Genomic DNA, 22,555 nt, shown 5'->3' with positions numbered 1-22,555 from the left:
AATAAAATTCCCTCGCGCGGGGCGTGTGCAGCTACACAATATCTGTTGAAAAGACCTGCGAAATCAGGCGGATCGCCGCCTCAAGCGGCCGGTTTCGAGGTCGCCAGCAGCACGTCGCCCGCAGGCGCGCCCCCCAGCATATCGGCCAAAGTCAGTGATTCGATGATCAGCAGATAGGACCAGAAAACCTCGGCAAAGACGCGGCGCAGACGGCAGCTTGCCTCGTCCGTGCAATCGTCGCAGCGTTGATAGGCCTTGCGCGACAGGCAGGGCAGGGGGGCGATGGGGCCGTCGATCAGGCGCAACAGTTCCGGGATGGAAATCTGCGCCGGGTCCTTGATCAGCGCATAGCCGCCCGCCCGTCCGCGGGTCGAGGCGATGATGCCCGCATTGCGGATTTCCAGCAGGATATGTTCCAGAAACCGCTTCGGCGCACCGGACCTTTTGGCGATTTCCTCGATCCGCATGGATTTGCCGGTCGCGACACGCTCATCGCCCAGCACCATCAGCGCCTTGAGCGCGTATTTCATCTTTTGCGTGATCATGGCCCAACTTAGCAACAGCCCCGCGCGTGGGCAAGGAATGTTGCGTGATCGAGTCGTGTATTTCCGCCGGACTGGCCGGATTGTGACCCGGCTTCAACAGGTAGGTGCCATGATGGCGGGTGCGGATGGGCTTGCGCATCGCTGCGTGATCGCTAGCTTGCGCTCCGAAACGAACGAGGGAACGACGATGAAGCGTGTGAAACTGGGCGGCAGCGATGTCGAGGTCAGCGAAATCTGTCTGGGCACCATGACCTATGGAAACCAGACCGATCAGGCCGATGCACATGCCCAGATGGATCGCGCGCTGGAAACTGGCATCACCTTCATGGACTGCGCGGAAATGTATCCGGTGAACCCGGTGACGGCGGAATCGGCGGGCCGGTCAGAGGAATTCATCGGCAGCTGGCTGGCCCGCACCGGCCATCGTGACCGGGTGGAACTGGCGACCAAGATCACCGGCCCGGGGCAGGTGCTGCGCGACGGCAAGCCCTTTGACGGCAAGGCGGTGACGCAGGCCATCGAGGATTCGCTGCGCCGCCTCTGCACCGACCGGATCGACCTTTACCAGATGCACTGGCCGGTGCGCGGCACCTATGCCTTCCGGCGCAACTGGGATTATGACCCCTCGGGTCAGGACCGCCAGCAGACGCTGGATCACATGGCCGACGTGCTGGGCGCGCTGGAGGCCGCGCGCAAGGCGGGCAAGATCCGGGCGGTGGGGCTGTCGAACGATACCGCATGGGGGCTGACCCGCTGGATCGACGTGGCGGAGCGCATGGGCGCGCCGCGCATGGCGGCGATCCAGAACGAATATTCGCTGGTGCATCGCCTCTATGACACCGATCTGGCCGAGGCCGCGGTGAACGAGGACGTGACGCTGCTGTCCTATTCGCCGCTGGCGGCGGGGATGCTGACCGGCAAATACAGCGGCGGGGCCATGCCCGAAGGCAGCCGCGCGGCGGTCGATGTCGCACATGGCGGGCAGGGCAATCTGGGCGGGCGCAAGACCCCGCGCGGGATCGAGGCTGTGGAGGCCTATATCGACCTGGCCCGCGAACATGGCTGGGACATCGTCCATCTGGCCATCGGCTGGCAGTTGACCCGGCCCTTCAAGGTGGTGCCGATCATCGGCGCGACCTCGTTGCAGCAGCTGGAGCATCTGATCGCGGGGCTGGGCCGGGTGCCCGACGATGCGCTGTGCGAGGCCATCGGCCAGATGCACCGGCAATACGCGCTGCCCTATTGATGAAACCTTTGCGGTTCTTATCTGTTTGACATCAAGAACAACCTTGGGGGCCGGGGATGGCGGGCGATCCGTATGCAGATCTGGGTGTGGGCAAGTCGGCGACCGAGGCCGAGATCAAGAAGGCCTATCGCCGGATCGCCAAGACCGATCACCCCGACCTGAACCCCGATCCGGCCGCGGCCGAGCGGTTCAAGGCCGCCTCCGCCGCCTATGAGCTGCTGAAGGATCCCGAACAGCGTCGCCGCTTTGACGCCGGAGAGATCGACGCGCAGGGGCAGGAAAAGCCTCAGCGCCGCTATTATCGCGAACATGCCGAGGCGGCGGGCAGCCCCTATTCTCGCGGCTATGGGTTCGATTCCGATCCCGATCTGTCGGATGTTTTCTCGGATCTGTTCGGGCGTCGTGCGGGTGGTTTCGCCGGGGGATTCGGTGGCCAGCAGCGCAATTTCGCCATGCGCGGGCAGGATTACCGTTTCGCGCTGGAGGTTGATTTCCTGACCGCCGCGCGGGGCGGCAAGACCCGCATCACCCTGCCCGAAGGCGGTGATCTGGAAGTGACAATCCCCAAGGGTGTCCGCGACGGCCAGACCATCCGGCTGAAGGGCAAGGGCGGGCCTGGCACCGGCTCGGGCGGGCCGGGGGATGCCTATCTGGCGATCTCGGTCGCGCCGCATCCCGATTTCCGGCGCGAGGGCGACGATATCCTGCTGACCCTGCCGATCGGTCTGGACGAGGCGGTTCTTGGTGCAAGGGTCGCCGCGCCGACCATCGACGGGCCGGTCAACCTGACGATCCCGAAAGGGGCCAGTTCGGGGCAGAAGCTGCGTCTGCGCGGGCGCGGGGTGAATGGCGGCGATCAGCAGATCGAGCTGAAGATCGTGATGCCGCCGAAGGTCGATGACGAACTGGCCCGGTTCTTCGAGGAATGGCGCAAGCAACATGCCTATGACCCGCGCGCAAAGCCGAAGCCGGGGGGATGAGCGATGAGCCGACGCTATTCCGAAGCCGATATCCTTGCGCTTGTCGATGAACTGACCACACCGCGTCTGGGCGCCTTCGTGCAGGCGCGGATCGTGTCGCCGGTCGCCACGCCCGAGGGGCCGGTCTATCGCGAGGCCGATCTGGCGCGGCTGCAATTGCTGTGCGATCTGAGCGATTGCTATGAATTGCAGGATGACGCGCTGGAGATGGTGATGTCGCTGATCGACCAGTTGAACACGATGCGCGGGGATATGCGGGCGCTGTTGGGTGCGGTGGCCTCGGAACCAGACGAGGTGCGCGACCGCCTTGGCCGCACCCTGCGCCAGATCCGCATCCGCAGGGATTAGCCGCGCCGTTTCCGTTTGCTGATGCGTGGGGCGCGGGCGGGCAGCTCGTCCATGATCGCCTGCCGCCGAGCGGCGGTCAGGCTGCCCCAGGCGATGATCTCGTCCATCGTGCGATAGCAACCGGCGCAGATGCCTTCGCGGGGATGCATCACGCAGATATTGGTGCAGGGGCTGAGAGGAGTGGCGCGGCTGTCGGTCATGGATGGCCCGGTGAATTGTTGCGCCATGTTGCCCCGACCGGGTGCCGGACGGCAAGGGTGGATCGGAAAAGGGGGGGGCGGAACGGGCAAAGCCCGTCCCGGACGCTGCCGCTTGGCCGGGCGCGCTGCGCGCGGGCGGTGTCAGGCCGCGGATGGTGGCAGATGCCGCAGACGGTCCAGCGCGCCTTGCAGGATATAACCGGCGGCGACCTGATCGATCACCTCGGCGCGGCGCTTGCGCGATGTATCGGCCTCGAGCAGCGCGCGTTCGGCGGCGACGGTGGACAGCCGTTCATCCCAGAAACCGATGGGCAGCTCGGTCAGCCGTGACAGGTTGCGGGCGAAGGCGCGGGTGGATTGGGCGCGCGGGCCTTCGCTGCCGTCCATGTTGCGCGGCAGGCCAAGGATCAGCCCGGTCAGCCCGCGTTCAGCGGCGATGGCCAACAGATCGGCGGCGTCCAGCGTGAACTTGCGCCGCCGGATGGTGGTGATGGGAGAGGCCACCTGCCGCATCCCGTCGCTGACCGCCACGCCGATGGTCTTGGTGCCCAGATCCAGCCCGGCCAGCGCGCCCAGAGGCGGCAGTGCGGCGGCGAATTCCGCGATATCGTCGAAGGTCATTGCGCCACCCCGGCCTGTTCGGCGCCCTCGCGCACCGTCGCCAGCGCCTCGGGCGAGGCGGCGAAGCGTTCCTGCGCCTCGGCCCAGATCAGCGCGGCGCGGTCCTGCTGGCCGATCACCGCCAGAGACGAGATCAGCCGCCCCCATTCCTCGGGGCTGCCGCCCTGTTCGGCCAGCCGCGTTTCCAGCTGGGCCACCATGCCTTCGACCATCTGCTGGCGTTCCTCGTCGGTCATGTCCCCGGCGGCGGCGATGGCATCGGCATCGGGGCCCGGACCAGTGCGGGGCGTCGGCGGCTGATAATCGGGCACCCCGGCCAGCCATGCCAGATCGCCGATATTGTTGCGGATCGAGGCGATCCACGGCGCGGTTTCCGGCCCTTCCTCCAGCAGCCGGCGCCAGATCGGAAAGGCGCGGTCGGGGCGGCCGGTCTGGATCTGCAACACGCCCAGCAGATAGCGCCCCTGCGGATTGTCGGGCTGGATCTGCAAGGCGTGGGCCAGATGCTGTTCGGCTTCGGCCGAGATCATGCCGCCCGCGGCTTCGGTCATCAGCGTGGCAAGGCGGATCAGATCGTCGGCATCGGGCTGTTCGCCCTGCAATGCGACCAGCCGCGCCTGCGCGTCGCGCGCGGCCTCCGGATTGCCCAGCCGCATCTCGTGCGTGGCCAGCAGTGCCAGACCCTGCGGATCATCGGGATTGCGGGCCACGGCCTCGCGCAGCTGTGCGATCAGAGTCTGATAGGTCTCATCCGGTTCGGGGGGCGCCTGACGCGCGGGGGCCTGCGCCTCGGCCTCGGCCTGACTGGGGCGGTTGGCATAGATCGCCTGCGCCTCGGCAAAGCGCCCGGCCAGCGGCTGATCCGGCATCCGGGGCGTGCCTTCGCGCAGATAGAGCGCCACCGCACCCGCCAGCACCGCCACCAGCACCACCACCGCGCCGATGGTCGCACCCGGCCCGGCAGAGCCGCCGGCATCGGCCAGACGGCGGTCGGCCTCCAGCACCTTGCGGCCGATCTCGGTGCGCAGGCGGGCGGCCTCTTCGCTGTTGATCACGCCGCGTTCAAGGTCGCGCTCGACCTCGCGCAGCTGATCGCGATAGACACGCAGATCATAGGCGGCCACCGGCTGGGCCTCGCGGCGTCTGCGCAGAAACGGCATCAGCACCGAGATGGTCACGACCGCAATCAGCGCCGCGCAAAGAATCCAGAACATCATTTCCCCCTTGCCTGGGCCACAGTCCTAGTGCGGAATCGGGCAGACCGAAAGCGCAACCATGCCGCAGGCGCCGCGCATCCGACGCAGGTCTGAAGGGATGGCGCATTTTGCCGTGATCTGCCGCACGAACCCCTTGAGCGCGGCAGGCCATCCCGGCATGCTGGCTGCAACACCGACAAGGGGCCATCAGGGGGACAGCATGCCGACCGCCACATCTTCCCGCCGCTATTCGATCTTTGCCATCGCGCGAGAGGCGCTGCGCCAGCATTCCGGCTGGACGCGCGCATGGACCAGTCCCGAACCGCGAGAGCGTTACAAGGTGGTGATCGTCGGCGCGGGTGGGCACGGGCTGGCCACGGCCTATTATCTGGGCAAGAACTTCGGCATCACCGATATCGCGGTGATCGAAAAGGGCTGGCTGGGCGGCGGCAATACCGGGCGAAATACGACCATCATCCGCTCGAACTATCTTCAGGACCCGTCGGCGGCGATTTATGACAAGGCGCTGAAACTTTATGAAAACCTGTCGCAGGATCTGAATTACAACGTGATGTTCAGCCCGCGCGGGCTGATCATGCTGGCGCAGACGGAACATGAGATCCGGGGGTACAAGCGCACCGCAATCGCCAACAACCTGCAAGGCGTCGCGACCGAATGGATCGGGCCGCAGCGGCTGAAGCAACTGGTGCCGATCATCAATCTGGACGGGCCGCGCTATCCGGTGTTGGGCGGGCTTTATCAGCCGCGCGGCGGCACGGCGCGGCATGACGCGGTGGCCTGGGGCTATGCCCGGGCGTGCAGCGACATGGGCATGCATATCATCCAGAACTGCGAGGTGACGGGGATCGAGACCGAAGCCGGGCAGGTCCGCGCCGTCAATACCAGCAAGGGCCGCATCGGCTGCGAGAAGCTGGCGCTGGTGGTGGCCGGTCATTCCAGCCAACTGGCGGAAATGGCGGGCTTCCGTCTGCCGATCGAAAGCGTCGCCTTGCAGGCGCTGGTCAGCGAACCGATCAAGCCCTGCATGGATGTGGTGGTGATGGCCAATACCGTCCACGGCTATCTGTCGCAGTCCGACAAGGGCGAAATGGTGATCGGCGGCGGCACCGACGGCTTCAACAACTTCACCCAGCGCGGGTCGTGGCACCATGTCGAGGAAACCGTCCGCGCGCTGGTGGAAACCTTTCCGATGATTTCTCGCCTCAAGATGCTGCGGCAATGGGGCGGCATCGTGGACATGACCGGGGACCGCTCTCCCATCCTGTCGGCGACGCCGGTTGGTAACATCTTCGTCAACTGCGGCTGGGGAACGGGCGGGTTCAAGGCCATTCCGGGGTCGGGCTGGGCGATGGCGGAACTGGTGGCCAATGGCGCTCCGGGCGCGCTGGCAGCGGATTTCGGGCTGAATCGCTTCCGCGAGGGGCGCTTCATCGACGAGTCCGTGGCCGCCGGTGTGGCGCATTAGGCATGAGTTCGCCGATGCTTATCCGATTTGGAACCCGCGCCGCATCCCAGCCATTGGCTTCATGTCGAAACCCCGAGCGAAAGGGACGAACATGGACAATAACCGACTCTACCTTATCATTGGCGCGGTGGTCGTCGTCGTGGCGCTGCTGTTCTTCTTCATGGGCGGCGGAGACGATGCGGCGACGGATGCAACCGTGGATGCCCCTCCGGCCATCGACGCGCCGGCAGATCCCGCAGCTGACCCGCTGGCCGATCCCGCAGCCGACCCGATGGCGGAACCCGCCGATGATCCGGCCGCTGGCACCGAGGTTCCGGCCAACTGATCCCATTCCCCTCGCGGCGCGAAGTATTGCTTCGTCCCTGGCGCATCGCGCCGCCGCGAACAGTTCTGATGTCGCAGTCATGCGGTCCGCGCCCCGGCGCGCGGGCCGCTTTTTGCCGTGCGGATGCCCCGTTTCACGATCACGCTTCAAGGACCTGCCCCCATGCTGACCCTGACCTGCCCCTATTGCGGCGTCAAAGCCGAGGAAACCGAGTTGCAGCCGGGCGGCGAGGCGCATTTGAAGCGTATCGGCCCAAAGGGATCGGATCAGGAATTCGAGGATTACCTGTTCGCCCGCAAGAACCCCAAAGGCGTGCATTTCGAACGCTGGCGTCACGCCTATGGCTGCGGCAAGTGGTTTCTGGCCGCCCGCGACACCGCCACATTGCAGGTCTTCGGCACCTACAAGGCGCAGCACCCGAACCCGCCCGACGAGATCGTCGCCGCCGTCAAGGCCGCCCGCCCCGACTGGAACCCTGACTGGAAGCAAGCAGAATGAGTGAGACCCGCCCCTTCCGGCTGCCTCAGGGTGGCCGCCTGATCGACCGCGCATGGCAACTGCCCTTCCGTTTCGATGGCCGTCATCTGCGCGGCGTGATCGGCGACACCATCGCCTCGGCCCTCTTGGCCAACGGCCAGATGCTGATGGGCCGCAGCTTCAAATACCACCGCCCGCGCGGCCCCATCGCCTCGGGGGCCGAGGAACCCAACGCGTTGTTCGGGTTGGGGCAGGGCGGCCGGTTCGAGCCGAACCAGCGCGCCACCACCACGCCCCTGGTGTCGGGCATGATCCTGCGCAGGCAGAACTGCTGGCCCTCGCTGGAGGCCGATCTGATGGCGGTGAACAACTGGCTGTCGCCACTGCTGCCGGCGGGCTTCTATTACAAGACCTTCATCCATCCGCGCCCCTTCTGGAAACACCTGTTCGAGCCGATCATCCGCCGCAGCGCCGGTCTGGGCCGGGCGCCGAAGGACCGCGACCCCGACCGTTATGAGCAGGCCTATGCCCATGCCGATCTGGTGGTGGTGGGCGGCGGCATTGCCGGGCTGACGGCGGCGCGTGATGCCGCCGACAAGGGTGGCCGGGTGATCGTGCTGGAACAGAACCCGCATTGGGGCGGGCGCACCCCGGTCGATCACGAAGGCGGGCAGGGGGTCATCGACGCGCTGCTGGACGATCTGCGCGGGCGCGACAACGTCACGCTGCGCCGCAATACGATGGCAACCGGGCTTTACGATCACGGCTATCTGCTGGCGCGCGAATCGTTGGCCGATCACGACCCCAATCAGGGCATCCCGCGCCAGCGCCTGTGGCGGATCCGCGCGGGCCATGTGGTGACGGCGACCGGGGCGCTGGAACGCCCGCTGTCATTTGCCTGCAATGACGTGCCGGGGGTGATGCTGGCCTCGGCCATGCGCGATTTCATCGTCGATTACGGCGTCGCGCCCGGTCAGCGGATCGTGGTCGTGACCAATAACGACGACGCCTATCGCAGCGCGCTGGTGGCGCTGGATGCCGGGCTGGAGGTGGTGGCGGTGATCGATGCCCGCCCTCAGGCCACGGGCCCGCTGCCCGATGCCCTGCGCGAAAGGGGCACCCCGGTCATCACCGGATCGGGCATCGCAAGGGTTCGCGGCACGCGCCATGTCGAGGGCGTGGCGATCTGCCGGCAGGATGGCGACGGCCATGTGACCGGCGGTTTCGACTGCGATGTGGTCGCCATGTCGGGCGGCTGGTCGCCGGTGGTCCACCTCTACAGCCATTGCGGCGGCAAGCTGATCTGGGACGAGGGCCCGGCGATGTTCCGCCCCGACCCCGAACGCCCGCCTCTGGGCGCGGACGGGCAGGGTATGGCCAGCGCCACCGGCGCCGCCAATGGCGATCTGCGCTGCGCGGGCGAACTGGAGCGTGACGAGGGCGCGACCATGCCGGTCTGGGTCATGCCGCAAAACGCCAGCTATAAGGCGCGCTCGAAGATGTGGCTGGATTTCCAGAATGACGTGAAGGTCAGCGATGTCGAGCTGGCCGCGCGCGAAGGCTATGCCAGCGTCGAACATACCAAGCGATATACCACGCTGGGAATGGCGACAGATCAGGGCAAGATCAGCAATATCAACGGACTGGCAATCCTGTCTGACGCGCTGAACCAACCGATCACGCAGACCGGCACCACCACCTTCCGCCCGCCCTATACGCCGCTGACCCTTGCCGCCATCGCCGCCGAGGCGCGTGACGACACCTTCATGCCCCTGCGCAAGACGCCGATGCACGACTGGCACAGCCGCCACGGCGCCTCGTGGGAGCCGGTGGGCCATTGGCGGCGCCCCTATTGCTATCCGCGCGGCACCGAGGACCGCCAGGCCGCCATCAACCGCGAGATTCTGGCGGTGCGGCGCTCGGTCGGCACGCTGGACGCCTCGACCCTTGGCAAGATCCTGGTCAAGGGGCCGGATGCGGGGCGGTTCCTCGACATGATCTATACCGGCATGATGTCCACGCTGAAGCTGGGTAAATGCCGCTATGGCATCATCTGCAACGAGAACGGCTTTCTGATCGACGATGGCGTGGTGGTGCGCCTGTCCGAGGACAGCTGGCTGTGCCACACCACCACCGGCGGGGCCGAACATATCCACGGACATATGGAGGACTGGCTGCAATGCGAATGGTGGGACTGGCAGGTCTATACCGCCAACCTGACCGAGCAATTCGCGCAAATCGCCATCGCCGGACCCAAGGCCCGCGTGCTGCTGGAACGCCTTGGCGGCGATATCGACCTGTCGCCCGAGGCGCTGCCCTTCATGAGCTTCGCCGAAGGTGAACTGGCCGGCATCCCCGCCCGCATCTTCCGCATCAGCTTCTCGGGCGAACTCAGCTTCGAGGTCGCCGTGCCCGCAGGTCGCGGGCTGGAACTGTGGGAAAAGCTGCATGAGGCCGGGCGCGATCTGGACGTGACCCCCTACGGGACCGAGGCCATGCATGTGATGCGCGCCGAAAAGGGCTTCATCATGATCGGGGACGAGACCGACGGCACGGTGATCCCGCAGGATCTGGGGCTGGGCTGGGCGATCTCGAAGAAAAAGCCCGACTATATCGGCAAACGCGCCCATGCCCGCAGCCATATGACGGACGGGGCGCGCTGGCGGCTGGTGGGGCTGGAAAGCCTTGATGGCAAGGTGCTGCCCGATGGCGCCTATGCGGTGGATGCGGGCGTCAATGCCAATGGTCAGCGGCGGGTGCAAGGGCGGGTCACCTCCAGCTATCACTCGCCCACGCTGGACAGGCCGATCGCGATGGGGCTGGTGCGGCACGGGCCGGAACGGATGGGGCAGGAACTGGAGTTCCCGCTGCCCTCGGGCGAGGTGATGAAGGCACGGATCACCGATCCGGTTTTCCATGACAAGGAAGGGGCGCGGGCAAATGGCTGAGGCTCTGGCACGAATCGCCCGGCAGGACGGGCTGGGCATGATCCTGATCCGCGCGGATCTGACCCGCGCAGGCGACGCCATCGCCGAAGGCACGGGCCTCGCGATTCCCGCCACCACCCGCATCACCACCGATGGCAGCCGCAGCCTTGGCTGGATGTCGCCCGACGAATTGCTGCTGATCCTGCCCGCCACCGAACGCCCCGAGGCATTGGCCGCGCTGGAACAGGCGCTGATGGGCGAACACGCCCTGATCGCGGATGTCTCGGACATGCGCGCGGTCTTCGACGTGACCGGCCCCCATGCGGCGGATGTGATCGCGAAACTGTCGCCAACTGATCTGGCGGCGATCCCGCCGGACGGTCTGCGCCGCTCTCGCGCAGCCCAAACCGCCGTTGCCTTCTGGCATCTGCCAGACGGCTTCCGCATCATCGGCTTCCGCTCGACTGCCGACTACCTTTCCACCGTCCTGAAAAACGCGGCCACCCCCGGCAGCACCCTCGCCCCCCGCTGACCCGGCCCCCATCTCTGGTGTATAAATATCCGCTTGGGGGTTGCCGGTTGGTGCGCCACTCGTTCCAGAACCAGCCGGCGACGGGGCGAAGCACCCCTTTGGCGCGTGCCATCCAAAGCCGGGCGGGAACTGCGGCCCCCCTCTTGCGTTGTGCCCGCGAATGCGGGACTGTGCCCGCGACGCGAGGTTCACCCCTTCAAGAAAGGACAGGAAAATGGCTTTCACGCTTCCCGATCTTCCCTATGCTCATGACGCGCTTGCGGATCTGGGCATGTCGAAAGAGACGCTGGAATTCCACCACGACATCCACCACAAGGCCTATGTCGATAACGGCAACAAGCTGATCGCCGGGACCGAGTGGGAAGGCAAATCGCTGGAAGACATCGTCACCGGCACCTATCAGGCGGGCGCGGTGGCGCAGAACGGCATCTTCAACAATGCCAGCCAGCACTGGAACCACAACCTGTTCTGGGAAGTGATGGGTCCGGGCGCAAAATCCATTCCCGGTGATCTGGAAAAGGCCCTGACCGAAGCCTTCGGTTCGGTTGACAAGTTCAAGGAAGACTTCGCTGCCGCCGGTGCCGGCCAGTTCGGCTCGGGCTGGGCATGGCTGGTCAAGGACAAGGACGGCAGCCTGAAGATCACCAAGACCGAGAACGGCGTGAACCCGCTGTGCTTCGGCCAGACCGCGCTGCTGGGCTGCGACGTGTGGGAACATTCCTATTACATCGACTTCCGCAACAAGCGTCCGGCCTATCTGGACAACTTCCTGAACAAGCTGGTGAACTGGGAAGCCGTCGCCGCGCGTCTCTGACCGCGGGCGACCCCTGACGTGAAGGGCCCGGCCTGTCGCCGGGCCCTTTTCCATTGCCGGCGGGGGTGATCCTTCACATCGTTGCGGGGCGGGCGCTTGGCATTGGCAATCCCCCTCTTCCCAGTATAAACAACCCCGAAGGACAACGAGCGGAAGGCGGCAATGTCGGATCCCAATTACGGCTTCATCGACGAGGTGACCGACGAGTTGCGGCGTGAAAGGCTGTTCGGCCTGTTTCGCCGCTATGGCTGGATTGCGCTGGTCGTGATACTGGGGATCGTTGCCGGTACCATCTGGGTCGAGTATTCGGCGCATCAGCGCAACCTGGCCGCACGTGCCTGGGGCGACGCCATTCTGGCGGCCGAGGACAGCGGCGATCCCGCCGCGATTGTCGCCGTCGATGCGCAGGGCTCGGCCGGGCGGGCGGTTGTCGCGGCCTTGCTGGCTGCCGGACAGTTCGGCGAAAACGACGATCCCGCTGCCGCGGCCGAGGTTCTGCGCGGCGTGATCGCGCAGGGCGGCGATGATCCGGTGCTGACCGATCTGGCGCGGCTGAAACTGGTGATGGTGGCGGGCCCGCAGATGAACCCGTCGGAACGCGACGCGGTGCTGGGCGAATTGTCGCGCACCGGCGCCCCGTTCGAACTGCTGGCACTGGAACAGAAGGCCGTTGCCCTGATCGAGGCCGGACGCGATGATGACGCCATCACGCTGATCCGCCAGATCCAGAAGAAGGACGGGCTGAGCGAAACCTTGCGCCGCCGCCTGTCCGAGATGATGATCACGCTGGGTGCCGAACCCGAGCCGGAAGATACGGCTGCCACCGAGGCCGCGCCTGCCGGTTGACGCGCAGGACAGGATAACGACGAGGGAGAGGCGAGGATGGATGCCACGCTGCGACTGACATTGGCCCTTGCGACAGGGCTTGCCGTATCGGCCTGTGGCAACCGTGATGTCCCATTGCCGGGGGAACGGCTGGACCCGCTGGCGGTCACCTCGCCCGATGGTCCGGCGGTCGAGGGCGCGCCGGGGGTCAGTTCCACCGCGCTGTCGCTGGCCGCGCCGCGCGTGAATGGCGAATGGACCCAGCCCGGCGGCAATGCGGCACATGCGCTTGGCCATGTGGCGCTGGGGGCGGGGACGTCCCGCATCTGGTCCAGTCCCATCGGCCAGCCCGACGGGCGGCGTCACCGCATCACCGCCGATCCGGTGGTGGCGGCCGGGCGTGTCTTCGCCATGGACAGCCGCGCGCGGGTGACGGCAACGGCCCTGTCGGGTGGTACCGCATGGGCCACCGACCTGACCCCCGCAGGAGAGCCGCGCGACAGCGCCTCGGGCGGCGGTCTGGCCTATGAGGGCGGCAGGCTTTACGTCACCACCGGCTTCGGAGAACTGGTGGCGCTGGATGCCACCTCGGGCGGGGTGTTGTGGCGCCAGCGCGTCGATGCCGCGATCACCGGCGCGCCTGCGGTGCAGAACGGCACCGTCTATGTCGTCGCGCGCAACAATGTCGGCTGGGCGATTCGCGCCTCGGACGGACGGGTGCTGTGGCAGGTCGCGGGCAATCCCGCACCTGCGGGCGTGATGGGCGCAGCAGCCCCTGCCGTGGCGGGCGATACGGTCGTGCTGCCCTTCGCCTCGGGCCAGTTGCTGGCGGCGGATACCCAGACCGGCACTACGAATTTCACCTCGCAGGTGGCGGGCAACCGCACCGGACGCGCCATCGCCGTGATCCGCGACATGACCGGCGATCCGGTGATCTCGGGCAACACGCTGTATGGCGGCACCTCGTCGGGCCGGATCGGGTCCTTCGACATGACCAGCGGGATGCAGAACTGGTCGGCGCGTGAAGGCGCCGGCAGTCCTGTCGTGGCGGCGGGCGGATCGGTCTTTGCCGTCAACGATCAGGCGGAACTGATCCGGCTGGATGCCGCGACCGGGGGGGTGATCTGGCGCGTGCCGATGCCCTATTTCACCGATCAGCGCCCGCGCAAGCAGGATCAGGTCCATGTCCATTATGGCCCTGTGCTGGCGGGCGGGCGGCTGTTCGTCGCGTCCAGCGACGGGCTGTTGCGGGTCTTCGATCCGGCGTCTGGCACGCTGGTCGGTCAGGGCCAGATCCCCGGCGGCGCGGCGACCGCGCCTGTGGTGGCGGGCCAGACCCTCTATGTCGTCGGTCGCGACGGCCAGCTGCACGCCTTCAGATGAGCTTTACCCTCGCCATCGTTGGCCGCCCGAATGTCGGTAAATCGACCCTGTTCAACCGTCTGGTGGGCAAGAAGCTGGCGCTGGTCGATGACCAGCCCGGCGTCACCCGCGACCTGCGCGAAGGCGCGGGCCGTCTGGGCGATCTGCGTTTCATCGTCATCGACAGCGCCGGTCTGGAAATGGCCGATGACGACAGCCTTCAGGGCCGGATGCGCCGCCTGACCGAACGCGCGGTCGATGAGGCCGATATCTGCCTGTTCGTGATCGACGCCCGCATCGGCGTGACGGCGGCGGACGAATATTTCGCCGATATCCTGCGCAAGCGCGCGCGACATGTCATCGTCGCCGCCAACAAGGCCGAAGGTCGCGCCGGAGAGGCGGGCGCGATGGAGGCATGGGCGCTGGGACTGGGCGAACCCCTGCGCATTTCGGCGGAACATGGCGAGGGGATGGACGATCTCTACGCCGTGCTGATGCCTCTGGCCGATCAGATAGAGGCCGCGCGTCCCGAACCCATCGCCGCCGAGACCGATATCGACCTGTCCGAAGCCGACGCCGAATCCGGCGAGGGCGAGGAGGACTGGCGCCCCTCGGCTGCGCGGCCGCTGCAACTGGCGGTGATCGGGCGACCCAATGCGGGCAAATCCACCCTGATCAACAAGATCATCGGTCAGGATCGCCTGCTGACCGGCCCCGAGGCCGGGATCACCCGCGATTCGATCAGCGTGACCACCGACTTCATGGGCACGCCGATGCGGATTTTCGACACGGCGGGGATGCGCAAGCGCGCCAAGGTCGTGGACAAGGTGGAAAAACTTTCCGTCGCCGACGGGCTGCGCGCCGTTCGCTTTGCCGAGGTGGTCGTGGTGCTTCTGGATGTCGAAATCCCGTTCGAGCAGCAGGACCTGCGCATCGCCGACTATGCCGAGACCGAAGGCCGTGCCGTCGTTGTCGCCGCCAACAAATGGGATCTGGAAGAGGACAAGCCCCAGAAGCTGAACGAGCTGCGCCAGAATTTCGAGCGCCTGCTGCCGCAGCTGAAGGGCGCGCCGCTGGTCACCGTCTCGGCGCGCACCGGCAAGGGGCTGGACCGTCTGCATGCCGCGGTGCTGAAGGCGCATGAGGTCTGGAACCGCCGCGTCGCGACAGCCAAGCTGAACCGCTGGCTGGAGGCGATGACAGAAAGCCACCCGCCCCCGGCACCGGGCGGACGGCGGATCCGGCTGCGCTATATGACGCAGGTCAAGACCCGTCCCCCCGCCTTCATCGTCAAGGCCACCCATACCGACAAGCTGCCCGACAGCTATCAGCGGTATCTGGTCAACGGGCTCAGGGTGGATTTTGACATGCCCGGTACGCCGATCCGGCTGTTCTTCCGCGATCAGGGGACCGACAATCCCTATCGAGAGAAGGCAAAGAAGATCAACCAGTCCGGCGCACTGTCCAAGCACAAGAACCGGCAGAAACCCAAGGGCAGCTGATCAGCTGGCGGCGCGGACCAGCACCGTGGACAGCGCCGCGATGCCCAGAATGGCGGCCAGCGCGACCATCGGATTGCTGCCCATGGTCGTGGCCGCCACCCCGCAAAAGGCCCAGATCAGCGCCACGGTATAGCTGACGGCGCTGCCGATCCGGCCCTGCAGCAGAATGGCGATCAGCGCGCTTGGCAGGATGGCCAGCGCCGCCGTGTCCGACAGCCGCAGACCGAACAGCGCCGCGATCATCCCGGCCACCACGGCGACGGCGATGCCGGTGGACCAGCCCGCCAGAAACCCGATCGCGGGCCGGTTTACCCCGGCCATCCGCCGCGCTGCCAGCAGCGCCGCGATCATCATCGTCACCGCCAGCCCCGCCCCCAGCACCCGGAACAGGTCCATCACCCAGGGCCAGGCCGCACCGCTCAGCAGTGCAATGACCAGCGCGGGCGTGACCCGCCCATGCCCGCGATAGGGCTCTACCGTGTTGCCGATCGCATCCAGCACCAGCATCAGCCACAGGCTCAGCAGCAGCAGGAACATCACCACATTGTCGGGTTGCAGATACAGCCGCGCCAGATTGAAGGGACCGCCCGCCACCGGCTCGGCCGGAAAGCCCGGGCGCATGACGGGCGCGGGCGCCCCCATCCCCTCGGACGGGGCCGGGCCCGCGAACAGCGCATAGGTCAGGCTGCTGGTGACGAAGCCAGTGGCTGCCAGAACCTGCGCGATGTTCTCTGCCCGTGTCATAGGGGCAAAACGCGACGCGATGCGCGCAGGTTTCGCTCCGGTCCGCCGGATCGCAAGAATGTTTGCTGCTGCCGTCCCGGTCGGGGATCAGGCCAGCACGCCCTCTGCCGTCAGCCGCCCGGCGCCGCCCAGATAGGGCCGCAGCGCCGATGGCAGCAGCACCGACCCATCCGCCTGCTGGCCATTCTCCAGAACCGCGATCAGCGCGCGGCCCACAGCCAGACCCGACCCGTTCAGCGTATGGACGAATTCCGGCCGACCGCCAGTTTCGGGGCGATAGCGCGCATTCATCCGCCGCGCCTGAAAATCGCCGCAATAGCTGACGCTGGAAATCTCGCGATAGCAGTTCTGACCGGGCAGCCAGACCTCCAGATCATGGGTGATGCGGGCGCCGAACCCCATATCGCCGGTGCACAACACGATGGTGCGATAGGGCAGCTCCAGCGCCTCCAGCACGGCCTCGGCGCAGCGGGTCATGCGGGCATGTTCGGCCTCGCCGCTGGCCGCATCGGTGATAGAGACCATCTCGACCTTCTCGAACTGGTGCTGACGCAGCATCCCGGCGGTATCGCGACCGGCGCTGCCCGCTTCGGAGCGGAAGCACTGGCTGTGGGCCACCAGACGACGCGGCAGGCTGGCCTGCTCGACCAACTCGCCATGAACGGTATTGGTCAGCGTCACCTCGGATGTCGGGATCAGCCAATAGCCGTCGCGGGTCTCATAGCTGTCCTCGCCGAATTTCGGCAATTGCCCGGTGCCATACATCATCTCGGGCAGAACCAGCACCGGCGCCCATGTCTCGGTCAGGCCGTGGCTGCCGATATGCAGATCCAGCATGAACTGCGCCAGCCCCCGGTGAATCCGCGCAACCCCGCCCTGCAACATGACGAAACGGCTGCCCGACAGCTTGGCGGCGGTGGCGAAATCCATGCCGGGCCGGACGCCGCCGATTTCGAAATGCTCGACCGGCTGGAAATCGAAGACGCGCGGCGTGCCCCAGCGGCGGATCTCGACATTGTCGGCCTCATCCGCACCATCCGGCACATGGTCCAGAGGCGCGTTCGGGATCTCCATCAGCCGGTCGCGCAACTGCCGGTCCAGATCGCCGGCCTCGGTCTGCATCCGCGCCACATCGGCCTTCTTCTCGGCCACCAGCGCCCGCAACCGCTCGAATTCGGCATCGTCGCCCCGGGCCTTGGCCGCGCCGACCTCCTTGCTGGCCCGGTTCTGCTCGGCCTGCGCGGTCTCGGCCTCGGCAATCCGCGCCCGCCGCGCCGCATCCAGCGCCAGCAGTTCCGAAGACAGCGGCGCGATCCCCCGCCGCGAAAGCGCGGCGTCGAAACCTTCGGGATTGTCGCGAATGGCTCGAATGTCATGCATGGCTGTCACCGTCACTGAAAATGCTCGCGCCTGCCTAGCCCAAGACGCCGCCGGAAAAAAGCCCGCCCATCTTTGGTGCGTAAATATCCCGGGGAGTCGCGCGCAGCGCGGCGGGGCAGAGCCCCTCAGACCGCCGCCAGCAACGCCGCCAGCCGCGGATAGAACCCATCCGCCCCCGGATAGCCCTCGATCCGCCCCACCTCCATCCCCTCGCGCAACAGAATGAATGTCGGCGTCACGAAAGGATGCGAGGCCAGCGCCAGCCCATCCGGCCAGGGCCCGCCCATATCCACCCGCAGCAAGGGCGCCTGCCGCCCCTCGGGTGACGCGGCATAACCCGGTGCGATCTGCCGGTCCCATGCCGCACAATAGACGCAGCCCGGCTTGTCCACCATCAGCAGCCGCAATGGTGTCCTGCCCCAATCCACCACATCCGCATATGCGGGCAACGCCGCCCCGGCCAGCGCCAAAGGCAGCGCCAGCATCACCCGCCGGTGCAGCAATGGCGCGCGCGGCAATGGCAATGACATCCTGATCCACCCTCGTCCGGTCTCTCATCGCAACCTAGGGCGGGGCGCAATCGGCGGCAAGCCGCGCCGCGATGCTTGGCTTTGCGCGCCGGGCGTCCTATCCAGATCACCACCGCGCACAAGGAGGCCCGATGGACGACTTGCTTCAGCCGCTGATCGACGGGCAGCGCCGCGCCCTTTCGCGCGCCATCACGCTGGTCGAATCCACCCGCCCCGATCATCGCATCCGCGCCACCGCCCTGATCGCCGCACTGCCCGACCGTCAGGCGCTGCGGATCGGGCTGTCGGGCACGCCCGGCGTTGGCAAATCCACCTTCATCGAGGCGTTCGGCACCATGCTTACCGAACAGGGGCTGCGGGTGGCGGTGCTGGCGGTCGATCCTTCTTCGGCGCGCTCGGGCGGCTCGATCCTTGGCGACAAGACCCGGATGGAGATGCTGTCGCGCAACCCGATGGCCTTCATCCGCCCCACGCCTTCCAGCGCGCAACTGGGCGGCGTCGCCCGCCGCACGCGCGAAACGATCCGGCTGTGCGAGGCCGCAGGCTATGACGTGGTGCTGATCGAGACCGTGGGCGTCGGCCAGTCCGAGACGCTGGTGGCCGAGATGTGCGATCTGTTCACCCTGTTGCTGGCCCCGGCGGGGGGCGACGAATTGCAGGGCGTCAAGCGCGGCATCATGGAAATGGCCGACCTGATCCTTGTGAACAAGGCCGATGGCGACCTGCTGGCCACAGCGCGCCGCACCGTGGCCGATTACGCCGGCGCCCTGCGCCTGCTGCGCAAACGCCCGCAGGATCCCGGCGATTTCCCCAAGGCGCTGCCCGTCTCGGCCGTCACCGGGGACGGGCTGGACAAGGCATGGGCCGAGATGCAGGCGCTGATCGCGTGGCGGCGCGACTCGGGCCATTTCGACTCGACCCGCGCGGCGCAGGCCCGGCACTGGTTCCATGCCGAATTGCGCGCGGGGCTGCTGGCGCAGCTGGACCAGCCCCATGTCCGGGCCGAGATGGCGCGGCTGGGCGATGCCGTGGCGGCGGGGCAGATGACGCCCGGGGGCGCGGCCTCGCAGATGCTGGACCGTCTGGGTCGGACCAGCGCATTGGCGGAATAAACGCCCGTTTCGACGCCCCGCAGCGATGCGAATCGGGTTAAGATAAGGGCCATGACCAAAGGTGCCGCCATGCTGGATCTGCCCGACCACGAAACGCTCTATGCTGCCCTGACCGCCCGCGATGCGCGATTCGAGGGGCGCGCCTTCGTCGGCGTCATCACGACCGGCATCTTCTGCCGCCTGACCTGTCCCGCCCGCAAACCGCGCCCCGAAAACTGCCGCTGGTTCGCCAGCCCCGCCGATGCGCTGGCGCAGGGCTTTCGGCCCTGCATGCGTTGTCATCCGACGGGTTCGGAGGCCGACCGGATCATTGCCGATCTGGCGCCCCGCCTTCAGGCACAGCCCGAACGCAACTGGACCGAGGCCGATCTGGCGGCGCTGGGATATGATCCCTCGACCGTGCGCCGCGCCTTCCGGCGCCATTTCGGGCAAAGCTTTCTGCAAATGTCCCGCGCGGCCCGGCTGCGCAGCGGGCTGAAGACGATGACGAAAGGATCACCGATGATCGAGGCGCAACTGGATGCCGGATTCGATTCGGCCTCGGGGTTCCGGGCGGCCTTCCAGCGGCTGTTCGGCCATCCGCCGCATGAATGGCGCGGACCTGCCGATCTGCGCGCCGACTGGATCGACACGCCCCTTGGCGGCATGATCGCCATCGCCGACGATGAGGCGCTGCATCTGCTGGAATTCATCGACCGCAAGGCATTGCCGCAGGGGCTGCGCAAGCTGTCGGTGCTGGTCGGCGGGCGAATCGGTCTGGGCCGCACCGGCCTGCATGACCGGACCGAGGCCGAGCTGCGCGACTATTTCGCCGGTCGCAATCAGTTGTTTTCCCTGCCCGTCCGCCTGCATGGGACCGAGTTCCAGAACCTTGTCTGGCGGGCCTTGCAGCAGATCCCGGCGGGCGAGACGCGCAGCTATGCCCAGCTTGCCACGGCGATCGGTAAGCCCACCGCGATCCGGGCGGTGGCGCGGGCCAATGCGACCAACCGCCTTGCGCTGGTGGTGCCCTGCCACCGCGTCATCGGGGCGGATGGCACGCTGACCGGCTATGCTGGGGGGCTGTGGCGCAAAGAGCGGTTGATCGCGGCCGAGCAGGCCTATGGCGGGTCCGATACCGGGCATCTGGACCTGTCGGGGGTTGACGGGGGGCGGGCTTCACTGTAACCACCCGCGAACGGAATTCCGGGCGCTGCCTCGCGGCGCCCTTGTCAATTGGGCCGGACCCTTCCGCCGGGAAGGCCCGTCAAAGCTGAGACGAAGGATAATCACCATGTCGCGCGTCTGCGAACTGACCGGCAAAGGCCCGATGACCGGGAACAATGTCAGCCACGCCAACAACAAGTCCCGTCGCCGGTTCCTGCCGAACCTGAACGAGGTCACGCTGCTGTCGGAAACCCTGGGCCGTGGCTATTCGCTGCGGATCTCGGCTGCGGCGCTGCGCTCGGTCGATCACCGTGGCGGTCTGGATGCCTTCCTTGCAAAAGCCAAGGATGTTGAACTGTCCGACCGTGCGCTGAAGATCAAGCGCGAGATCGCCAAGAAAAGCGCCGACGCCGCTTCGGCCTGAGGCCATCGCCCGTCATCGCTGCGTGTCCCCGCCGGTTCCGGCGGGGTTTTCGCATTTTTGCGGGTGGCAGGATTGCGGCGGAAATCCCCGTGGGGCATTCTGCAAGTCACTTAACGCGATCCAGACACCCCGAGAAAGCCCCGTTGATGCGACTGATGGTCCTTGCCCCGCTGCTGTTGCTGCCGATGCCGGCGGCCGCCTTTACGGCACAGAACGGCATGACGGCGACGCAGATCAGCCCGACCGAGATCGCGGTGGCCCATGATGTGCGCCGTGACGATACCGATTACTGGTGCGCCGCTGGCGATTTCGTGCGCCGCGTTCTTGGGCAGCCCGGCAACACCCGGATCTGGCGGGCCACGCCCAAACCGCGCGAGGCCGGGCGGGGGATCGTCTTTACGCTGGACCCCGCACAGCAGGCAGAGGGCGCGGGCCTGTCGCATTTCGGTTCCGGGCAGCGGGACGGCTCTTTGTCGGTCGGCATGGCGGTGACGAGCTTCTGCCGTGTGGATATCCCTTATTTCAGGGACTGAAACGGGCTCACGCGATTGCGACGAAGCGTCCCGCTGTCATCCGCTGGCCGATGGTCTAGGCTGACCCCGCTTCTTTCATGCACCGGCATCGGCGAGGCCCGATCCGGCGCCAGCCTTGACGGGGATACCATGAGACTTGCCGCCTGCGCCGCCCTTGCCCTTCTGCTGCCCGTTGCCGCCCATGCCGAGGCATCGCTGACGCTGACCGACGGCTTTGTCCGCAGCAGCAACCCGAAATCCGGCGCGGCCTTCATGGTGATCGGCAATGAGGGCGATTCGGAATGTCGCCTGACAGCGGTCCTGTCCGAGGCCGCCGAACGGGCCGAGTTGCACACCCATCTGGAGGAAGACGGGGTGATGAAGATGGTCGGTATCGACGGCGGCATCGCCATCCCCGCCGGTCAGACCCACCGGCTGGAGCGCGGCGGCGATCATGTGATGCTGCTGGGCCTGCATCAGCCGCTGGCCGAGGGGCAAACGGTGCCCCTGTCGCTGGATTTCGGCGATTGCGGCATGGTCGAGGCAGAGCTTCCGGTCCAGAACCGGAATGATGCGGGGCATGGGCACTGAGACGCTTCAGCCCGGCCGCAGCATATCCAGCAGCTGAACCACCCTTGGGCCCAGATCCTCGGTAAAGCGGCGCACGCCCTCGGGTGAAGGGTGGGCGCCGTCCGGTTGCAGGAAACGCGCCCGGTTGCGGGCGTTGGCAGCGCCGAAAGAGCCGTAAAGATCGGCCATCAGCAGGCAGTCATGCCTTTGCGCCAGTCGCGGCCACAGCGCGGCCCATTCGGCGCGGGCGGGATGGTCAGGGGGCGTCCGGATGCCCACCAGCAGCACCGGCCTGCCGTTCCGGCCCGCACGCGACAGGATCGCATCCAGATTGGCCTCGGCCCGCGGAACGGGGATGCGGCTGAAGATGTCATTGCCGCCCAGTTGCACGATGACGGCATCGGCGCCCTGTCGCAGCGCCCAGCCGATGCGGACCCGCCCGCCATAGGTGGTATCGCCCGACAGACCCGCATTCAGCAGGGTCGCGGGCCGGTCGTGACGGGCCAGCCAATGCGACAGGACCGGCACCAGCCCCTCGGATTCGGGCAGGCCGAAACCGGCGGTCAGGCTGTCGCCAAAGACCAGCAGGCGGGGCAGGGGCGCCTTGGCCACCGAAGCGGCGCCGGGCAGCAGCGTGGCCAGCGCCGTGCCGATCAGAATGCGGCGGCTGATGGCGGGTCGAGGCGGAAATCGGTTTCGCATCATCCCGCGGAGATGTAGCGATGATGCCGCAAATGCAAGGCAAATGGCG

The 22,555-nt window shown here is 66.9% G+C and carries 25 protein-coding genes; 17 read left to right on the top strand and 8 right to left on the bottom strand.

Annotated elements, in window-relative coordinates; genetic code table 11:
- Positions 1-80: 80 nt before the first annotated feature.
- A complete protein-coding gene (locus JHW40_RS00620) occupies positions 81-545 on the bottom strand; it encodes an RrF2 family transcriptional regulator (protein ID WP_090612434.1) in 465 nt (154 codons plus the stop codon).
- Positions 546-732: 187 nt separating this feature from the next.
- Between JHW40_RS00620 and JHW40_RS00615 the strand changes: the two genes are divergently transcribed.
- Genes JHW40_RS00615 through JHW40_RS00605 form a run of 3 tightly spaced genes read left to right on the top strand, consistent with a single transcriptional unit; the run spans position 733 to position 3,119 of the window.
- Positions 733-1,791 (top strand): aldo/keto reductase, encoded by a 1,059-nt coding sequence (locus JHW40_RS00615; protein WP_090612537.1) that lies wholly within the window; start codon positions 733-735, stop codon positions 1,789-1,791.
- Between the two features lie 56 nt (positions 1,792-1,847).
- A complete protein-coding gene (locus tag JHW40_RS00610) occupies positions 1,848-2,771 on the top strand; it encodes a DnaJ C-terminal domain-containing protein (protein WP_090612432.1) in 924 nt (307 codons plus the stop codon).
- A gap of 3 nt (positions 2,772-2,774) precedes the next feature.
- Positions 2,775-3,119, top strand: a complete 345-nt coding sequence (locus JHW40_RS00605) for a hypothetical protein (protein ID WP_090612429.1) — start codon at positions 2,775-2,777, stop codon at positions 3,117-3,119.
- Here the strand turns inward: JHW40_RS00605 and JHW40_RS00600 are convergent.
- From JHW40_RS00600 to ccmI, 3 genes are all read right to left on the bottom strand, one after another.
- A complete protein-coding gene (locus JHW40_RS00600) occupies positions 3,116-3,346 on the bottom strand; it encodes a DUF1289 domain-containing protein (RefSeq protein ID WP_244519194.1) in 231 nt (76 codons plus the stop codon). The two genes, JHW40_RS00605 and JHW40_RS00600, sit on opposite strands and share 4 nt — an antisense overlap.
- Before the next feature lie 114 nt (positions 3,347-3,460).
- Positions 3,461-3,940 (bottom strand): Holliday junction resolvase RuvX, encoded by a 480-nt coding sequence (gene ruvX / locus JHW40_RS00595; RefSeq protein ID WP_090612425.1) that lies wholly within the window; start codon positions 3,938-3,940, stop codon positions 3,461-3,463.
- A complete protein-coding gene (gene ccmI, locus JHW40_RS00590; RefSeq protein ID WP_090612535.1) occupies positions 3,937-5,154 on the bottom strand; it encodes a c-type cytochrome biogenesis protein CcmI in 1,218 nt (405 codons plus the stop codon). The genes ruvX and ccmI overlap by 4 nt, the downstream gene beginning before the upstream one ends.
- A 202-nt stretch (positions 5,155-5,356) precedes the next feature.
- On the opposite strand from ccmI, the gene JHW40_RS00585 reads away from it, so the two are divergent.
- The 9 genes from JHW40_RS00585 to der all read left to right on the top strand — a co-directional run bounded on the left by JHW40_RS00585 (position 5,357) and on the right by der (position 15,386).
- Positions 5,357-6,622 carry a sarcosine oxidase subunit beta family protein gene (locus JHW40_RS00585; protein WP_090612532.1) on the top strand — a complete coding sequence of 422 codons (1,266 nt, stop codon included), beginning with the start codon at positions 5,357-5,359 and terminating at the stop codon, positions 6,620-6,622.
- A 91-nt stretch (positions 6,623-6,713) separates the two neighbouring features.
- Positions 6,714-6,947: a hypothetical protein gene (locus JHW40_RS00580; RefSeq protein WP_170851816.1), complete on the top strand. Its 234-nt coding sequence runs from the start codon at positions 6,714-6,716 to the stop codon at positions 6,945-6,947.
- 162 nt (positions 6,948-7,109) lie between these two features.
- The gene (locus JHW40_RS00575; protein ID WP_090612422.1) at positions 7,110-7,445 is read left to right on the top strand and encodes a sarcosine oxidase subunit delta; all 336 of its coding nucleotides are present in this window, start codon (positions 7,110-7,112) and stop codon (positions 7,443-7,445) included.
- Positions 7,442-10,372 (top strand): sarcosine oxidase subunit alpha family protein, encoded by a 2,931-nt coding sequence (locus JHW40_RS00570; RefSeq protein WP_090612421.1) that lies wholly within the window; start codon positions 7,442-7,444, stop codon positions 10,370-10,372. Before JHW40_RS00575 ends, JHW40_RS00570 begins: the two co-directional genes overlap by 4 nt.
- Positions 10,365-10,883, top strand: coding sequence for a sarcosine oxidase subunit gamma (locus JHW40_RS00565; protein ID WP_090612418.1), 519 nt, complete (start codon positions 10,365-10,367; stop codon positions 10,881-10,883). Before JHW40_RS00570 ends, JHW40_RS00565 begins: the two co-directional genes overlap by 8 nt.
- A 214-nt stretch (positions 10,884-11,097) precedes the next feature.
- The gene (locus JHW40_RS00560; RefSeq protein WP_090612417.1) at positions 11,098-11,697 is read left to right on the top strand and encodes a superoxide dismutase; all 600 of its coding nucleotides are present in this window, start codon (positions 11,098-11,100) and stop codon (positions 11,695-11,697) included.
- A gap of 162 nt (positions 11,698-11,859) precedes the next feature.
- Positions 11,860-12,543 carry a tetratricopeptide repeat protein gene (locus JHW40_RS00555; protein ID WP_090612413.1) on the top strand — a complete coding sequence of 228 codons (684 nt, stop codon included), beginning with the start codon at positions 11,860-11,862 and terminating at the stop codon, positions 12,541-12,543.
- 36 nt (positions 12,544-12,579) lie between these two features.
- Positions 12,580-13,905 carry an outer membrane protein assembly factor BamB family protein gene (locus tag JHW40_RS00550; protein WP_090612412.1) on the top strand — a complete coding sequence of 442 codons (1,326 nt, stop codon included), beginning with the start codon at positions 12,580-12,582 and terminating at the stop codon, positions 13,903-13,905.
- Entirely contained in the window at positions 13,902-15,386 is a 1,485-nt protein-coding gene (der, locus tag JHW40_RS00545) for a ribosome biogenesis GTPase Der (RefSeq protein ID WP_090612409.1), read from the top strand. The genes JHW40_RS00550 and der overlap by 4 nt, the downstream gene beginning before the upstream one ends.
- Here der and JHW40_RS00540 read toward each other — a convergent pair whose 3' ends face one another.
- The 3 genes from JHW40_RS00540 to JHW40_RS00530 all read right to left on the bottom strand — a co-directional run bounded on the left by JHW40_RS00540 (position 15,387) and on the right by JHW40_RS00530 (position 18,040).
- The gene (locus tag JHW40_RS00540) at positions 15,387-16,130 is read right to left on the bottom strand and encodes a hypothetical protein (RefSeq protein WP_090612407.1); all 744 of its coding nucleotides are present in this window, start codon (positions 16,128-16,130) and stop codon (positions 15,387-15,389) included.
- A gap of 87 nt (positions 16,131-16,217) precedes the next feature.
- Positions 16,218-17,510 carry a serine--tRNA ligase gene (serS, locus tag JHW40_RS00535; protein WP_090612404.1) on the bottom strand — a complete coding sequence of 431 codons (1,293 nt, stop codon included), beginning with the start codon at positions 17,508-17,510 and terminating at the stop codon, positions 16,218-16,220.
- 125 nt (positions 17,511-17,635) lie between these two features.
- Positions 17,636-18,040: a thioredoxin domain-containing protein gene (locus tag JHW40_RS00530; protein WP_090612401.1), complete on the bottom strand. Its 405-nt coding sequence runs from the start codon at positions 18,038-18,040 to the stop codon at positions 17,636-17,638.
- A 131-nt stretch (positions 18,041-18,171) separates the two neighbouring features.
- Here JHW40_RS00530 and meaB point away from each other — a divergent pair, with 131 nt between their 5' ends.
- The 5 genes from meaB (at position 18,172) to JHW40_RS00505 (ending at position 21,825) form a co-directional block, all read left to right on the top strand.
- A complete protein-coding gene (meaB, locus tag JHW40_RS00525) occupies positions 18,172-19,152 on the top strand; it encodes a methylmalonyl Co-A mutase-associated GTPase MeaB (protein WP_090612399.1) in 981 nt (326 codons plus the stop codon).
- A 51-nt stretch (positions 19,153-19,203) separates the two neighbouring features.
- Positions 19,204-20,319, top strand: coding sequence for a bifunctional transcriptional activator/DNA repair enzyme AdaA (locus JHW40_RS00520; protein ID WP_211657297.1), 1,116 nt, complete (start codon positions 19,204-19,206; stop codon positions 20,317-20,319).
- A gap of 106 nt (positions 20,320-20,425) precedes the next feature.
- Entirely contained in the window at positions 20,426-20,722 is a 297-nt protein-coding gene (rpmB, locus tag JHW40_RS00515) for a 50S ribosomal protein L28 (protein WP_090612397.1), read from the top strand.
- A gap of 146 nt (positions 20,723-20,868) precedes the next feature.
- Positions 20,869-21,255, top strand: a complete 387-nt coding sequence (locus JHW40_RS00510; protein WP_090612395.1) for a hypothetical protein — start codon at positions 20,869-20,871, stop codon at positions 21,253-21,255.
- A 129-nt stretch (positions 21,256-21,384) separates the two neighbouring features.
- The gene (locus JHW40_RS00505) at positions 21,385-21,825 is read left to right on the top strand and encodes a copper chaperone PCu(A)C (protein WP_090612393.1); all 441 of its coding nucleotides are present in this window, start codon (positions 21,385-21,387) and stop codon (positions 21,823-21,825) included.
- Between the two features lie 6 nt (positions 21,826-21,831).
- Here the strand turns inward: JHW40_RS00505 and JHW40_RS00500 are convergent, their stop codons facing one another.
- The gene (locus JHW40_RS00500; protein WP_090612528.1) at positions 21,832-22,506 is read right to left on the bottom strand and encodes a GDSL-type esterase/lipase family protein; all 675 of its coding nucleotides are present in this window, start codon (positions 22,504-22,506) and stop codon (positions 21,832-21,834) included.
- Positions 22,507-22,555: the final 49 nt, after the last annotated feature.

Origin of the sequence: Paracoccus alcaliphilus (genome assembly GCF_028553725.1) — a bacterium.
Classification (GTDB): domain Bacteria; phylum Pseudomonadota; class Alphaproteobacteria; order Rhodobacterales; family Rhodobacteraceae; genus Paracoccus; species Paracoccus alcaliphilus.
The sequence above is the reverse complement of the archived record's forward strand: the minus strand, read 5'-3'. Positions and strand labels throughout refer to the sequence as shown.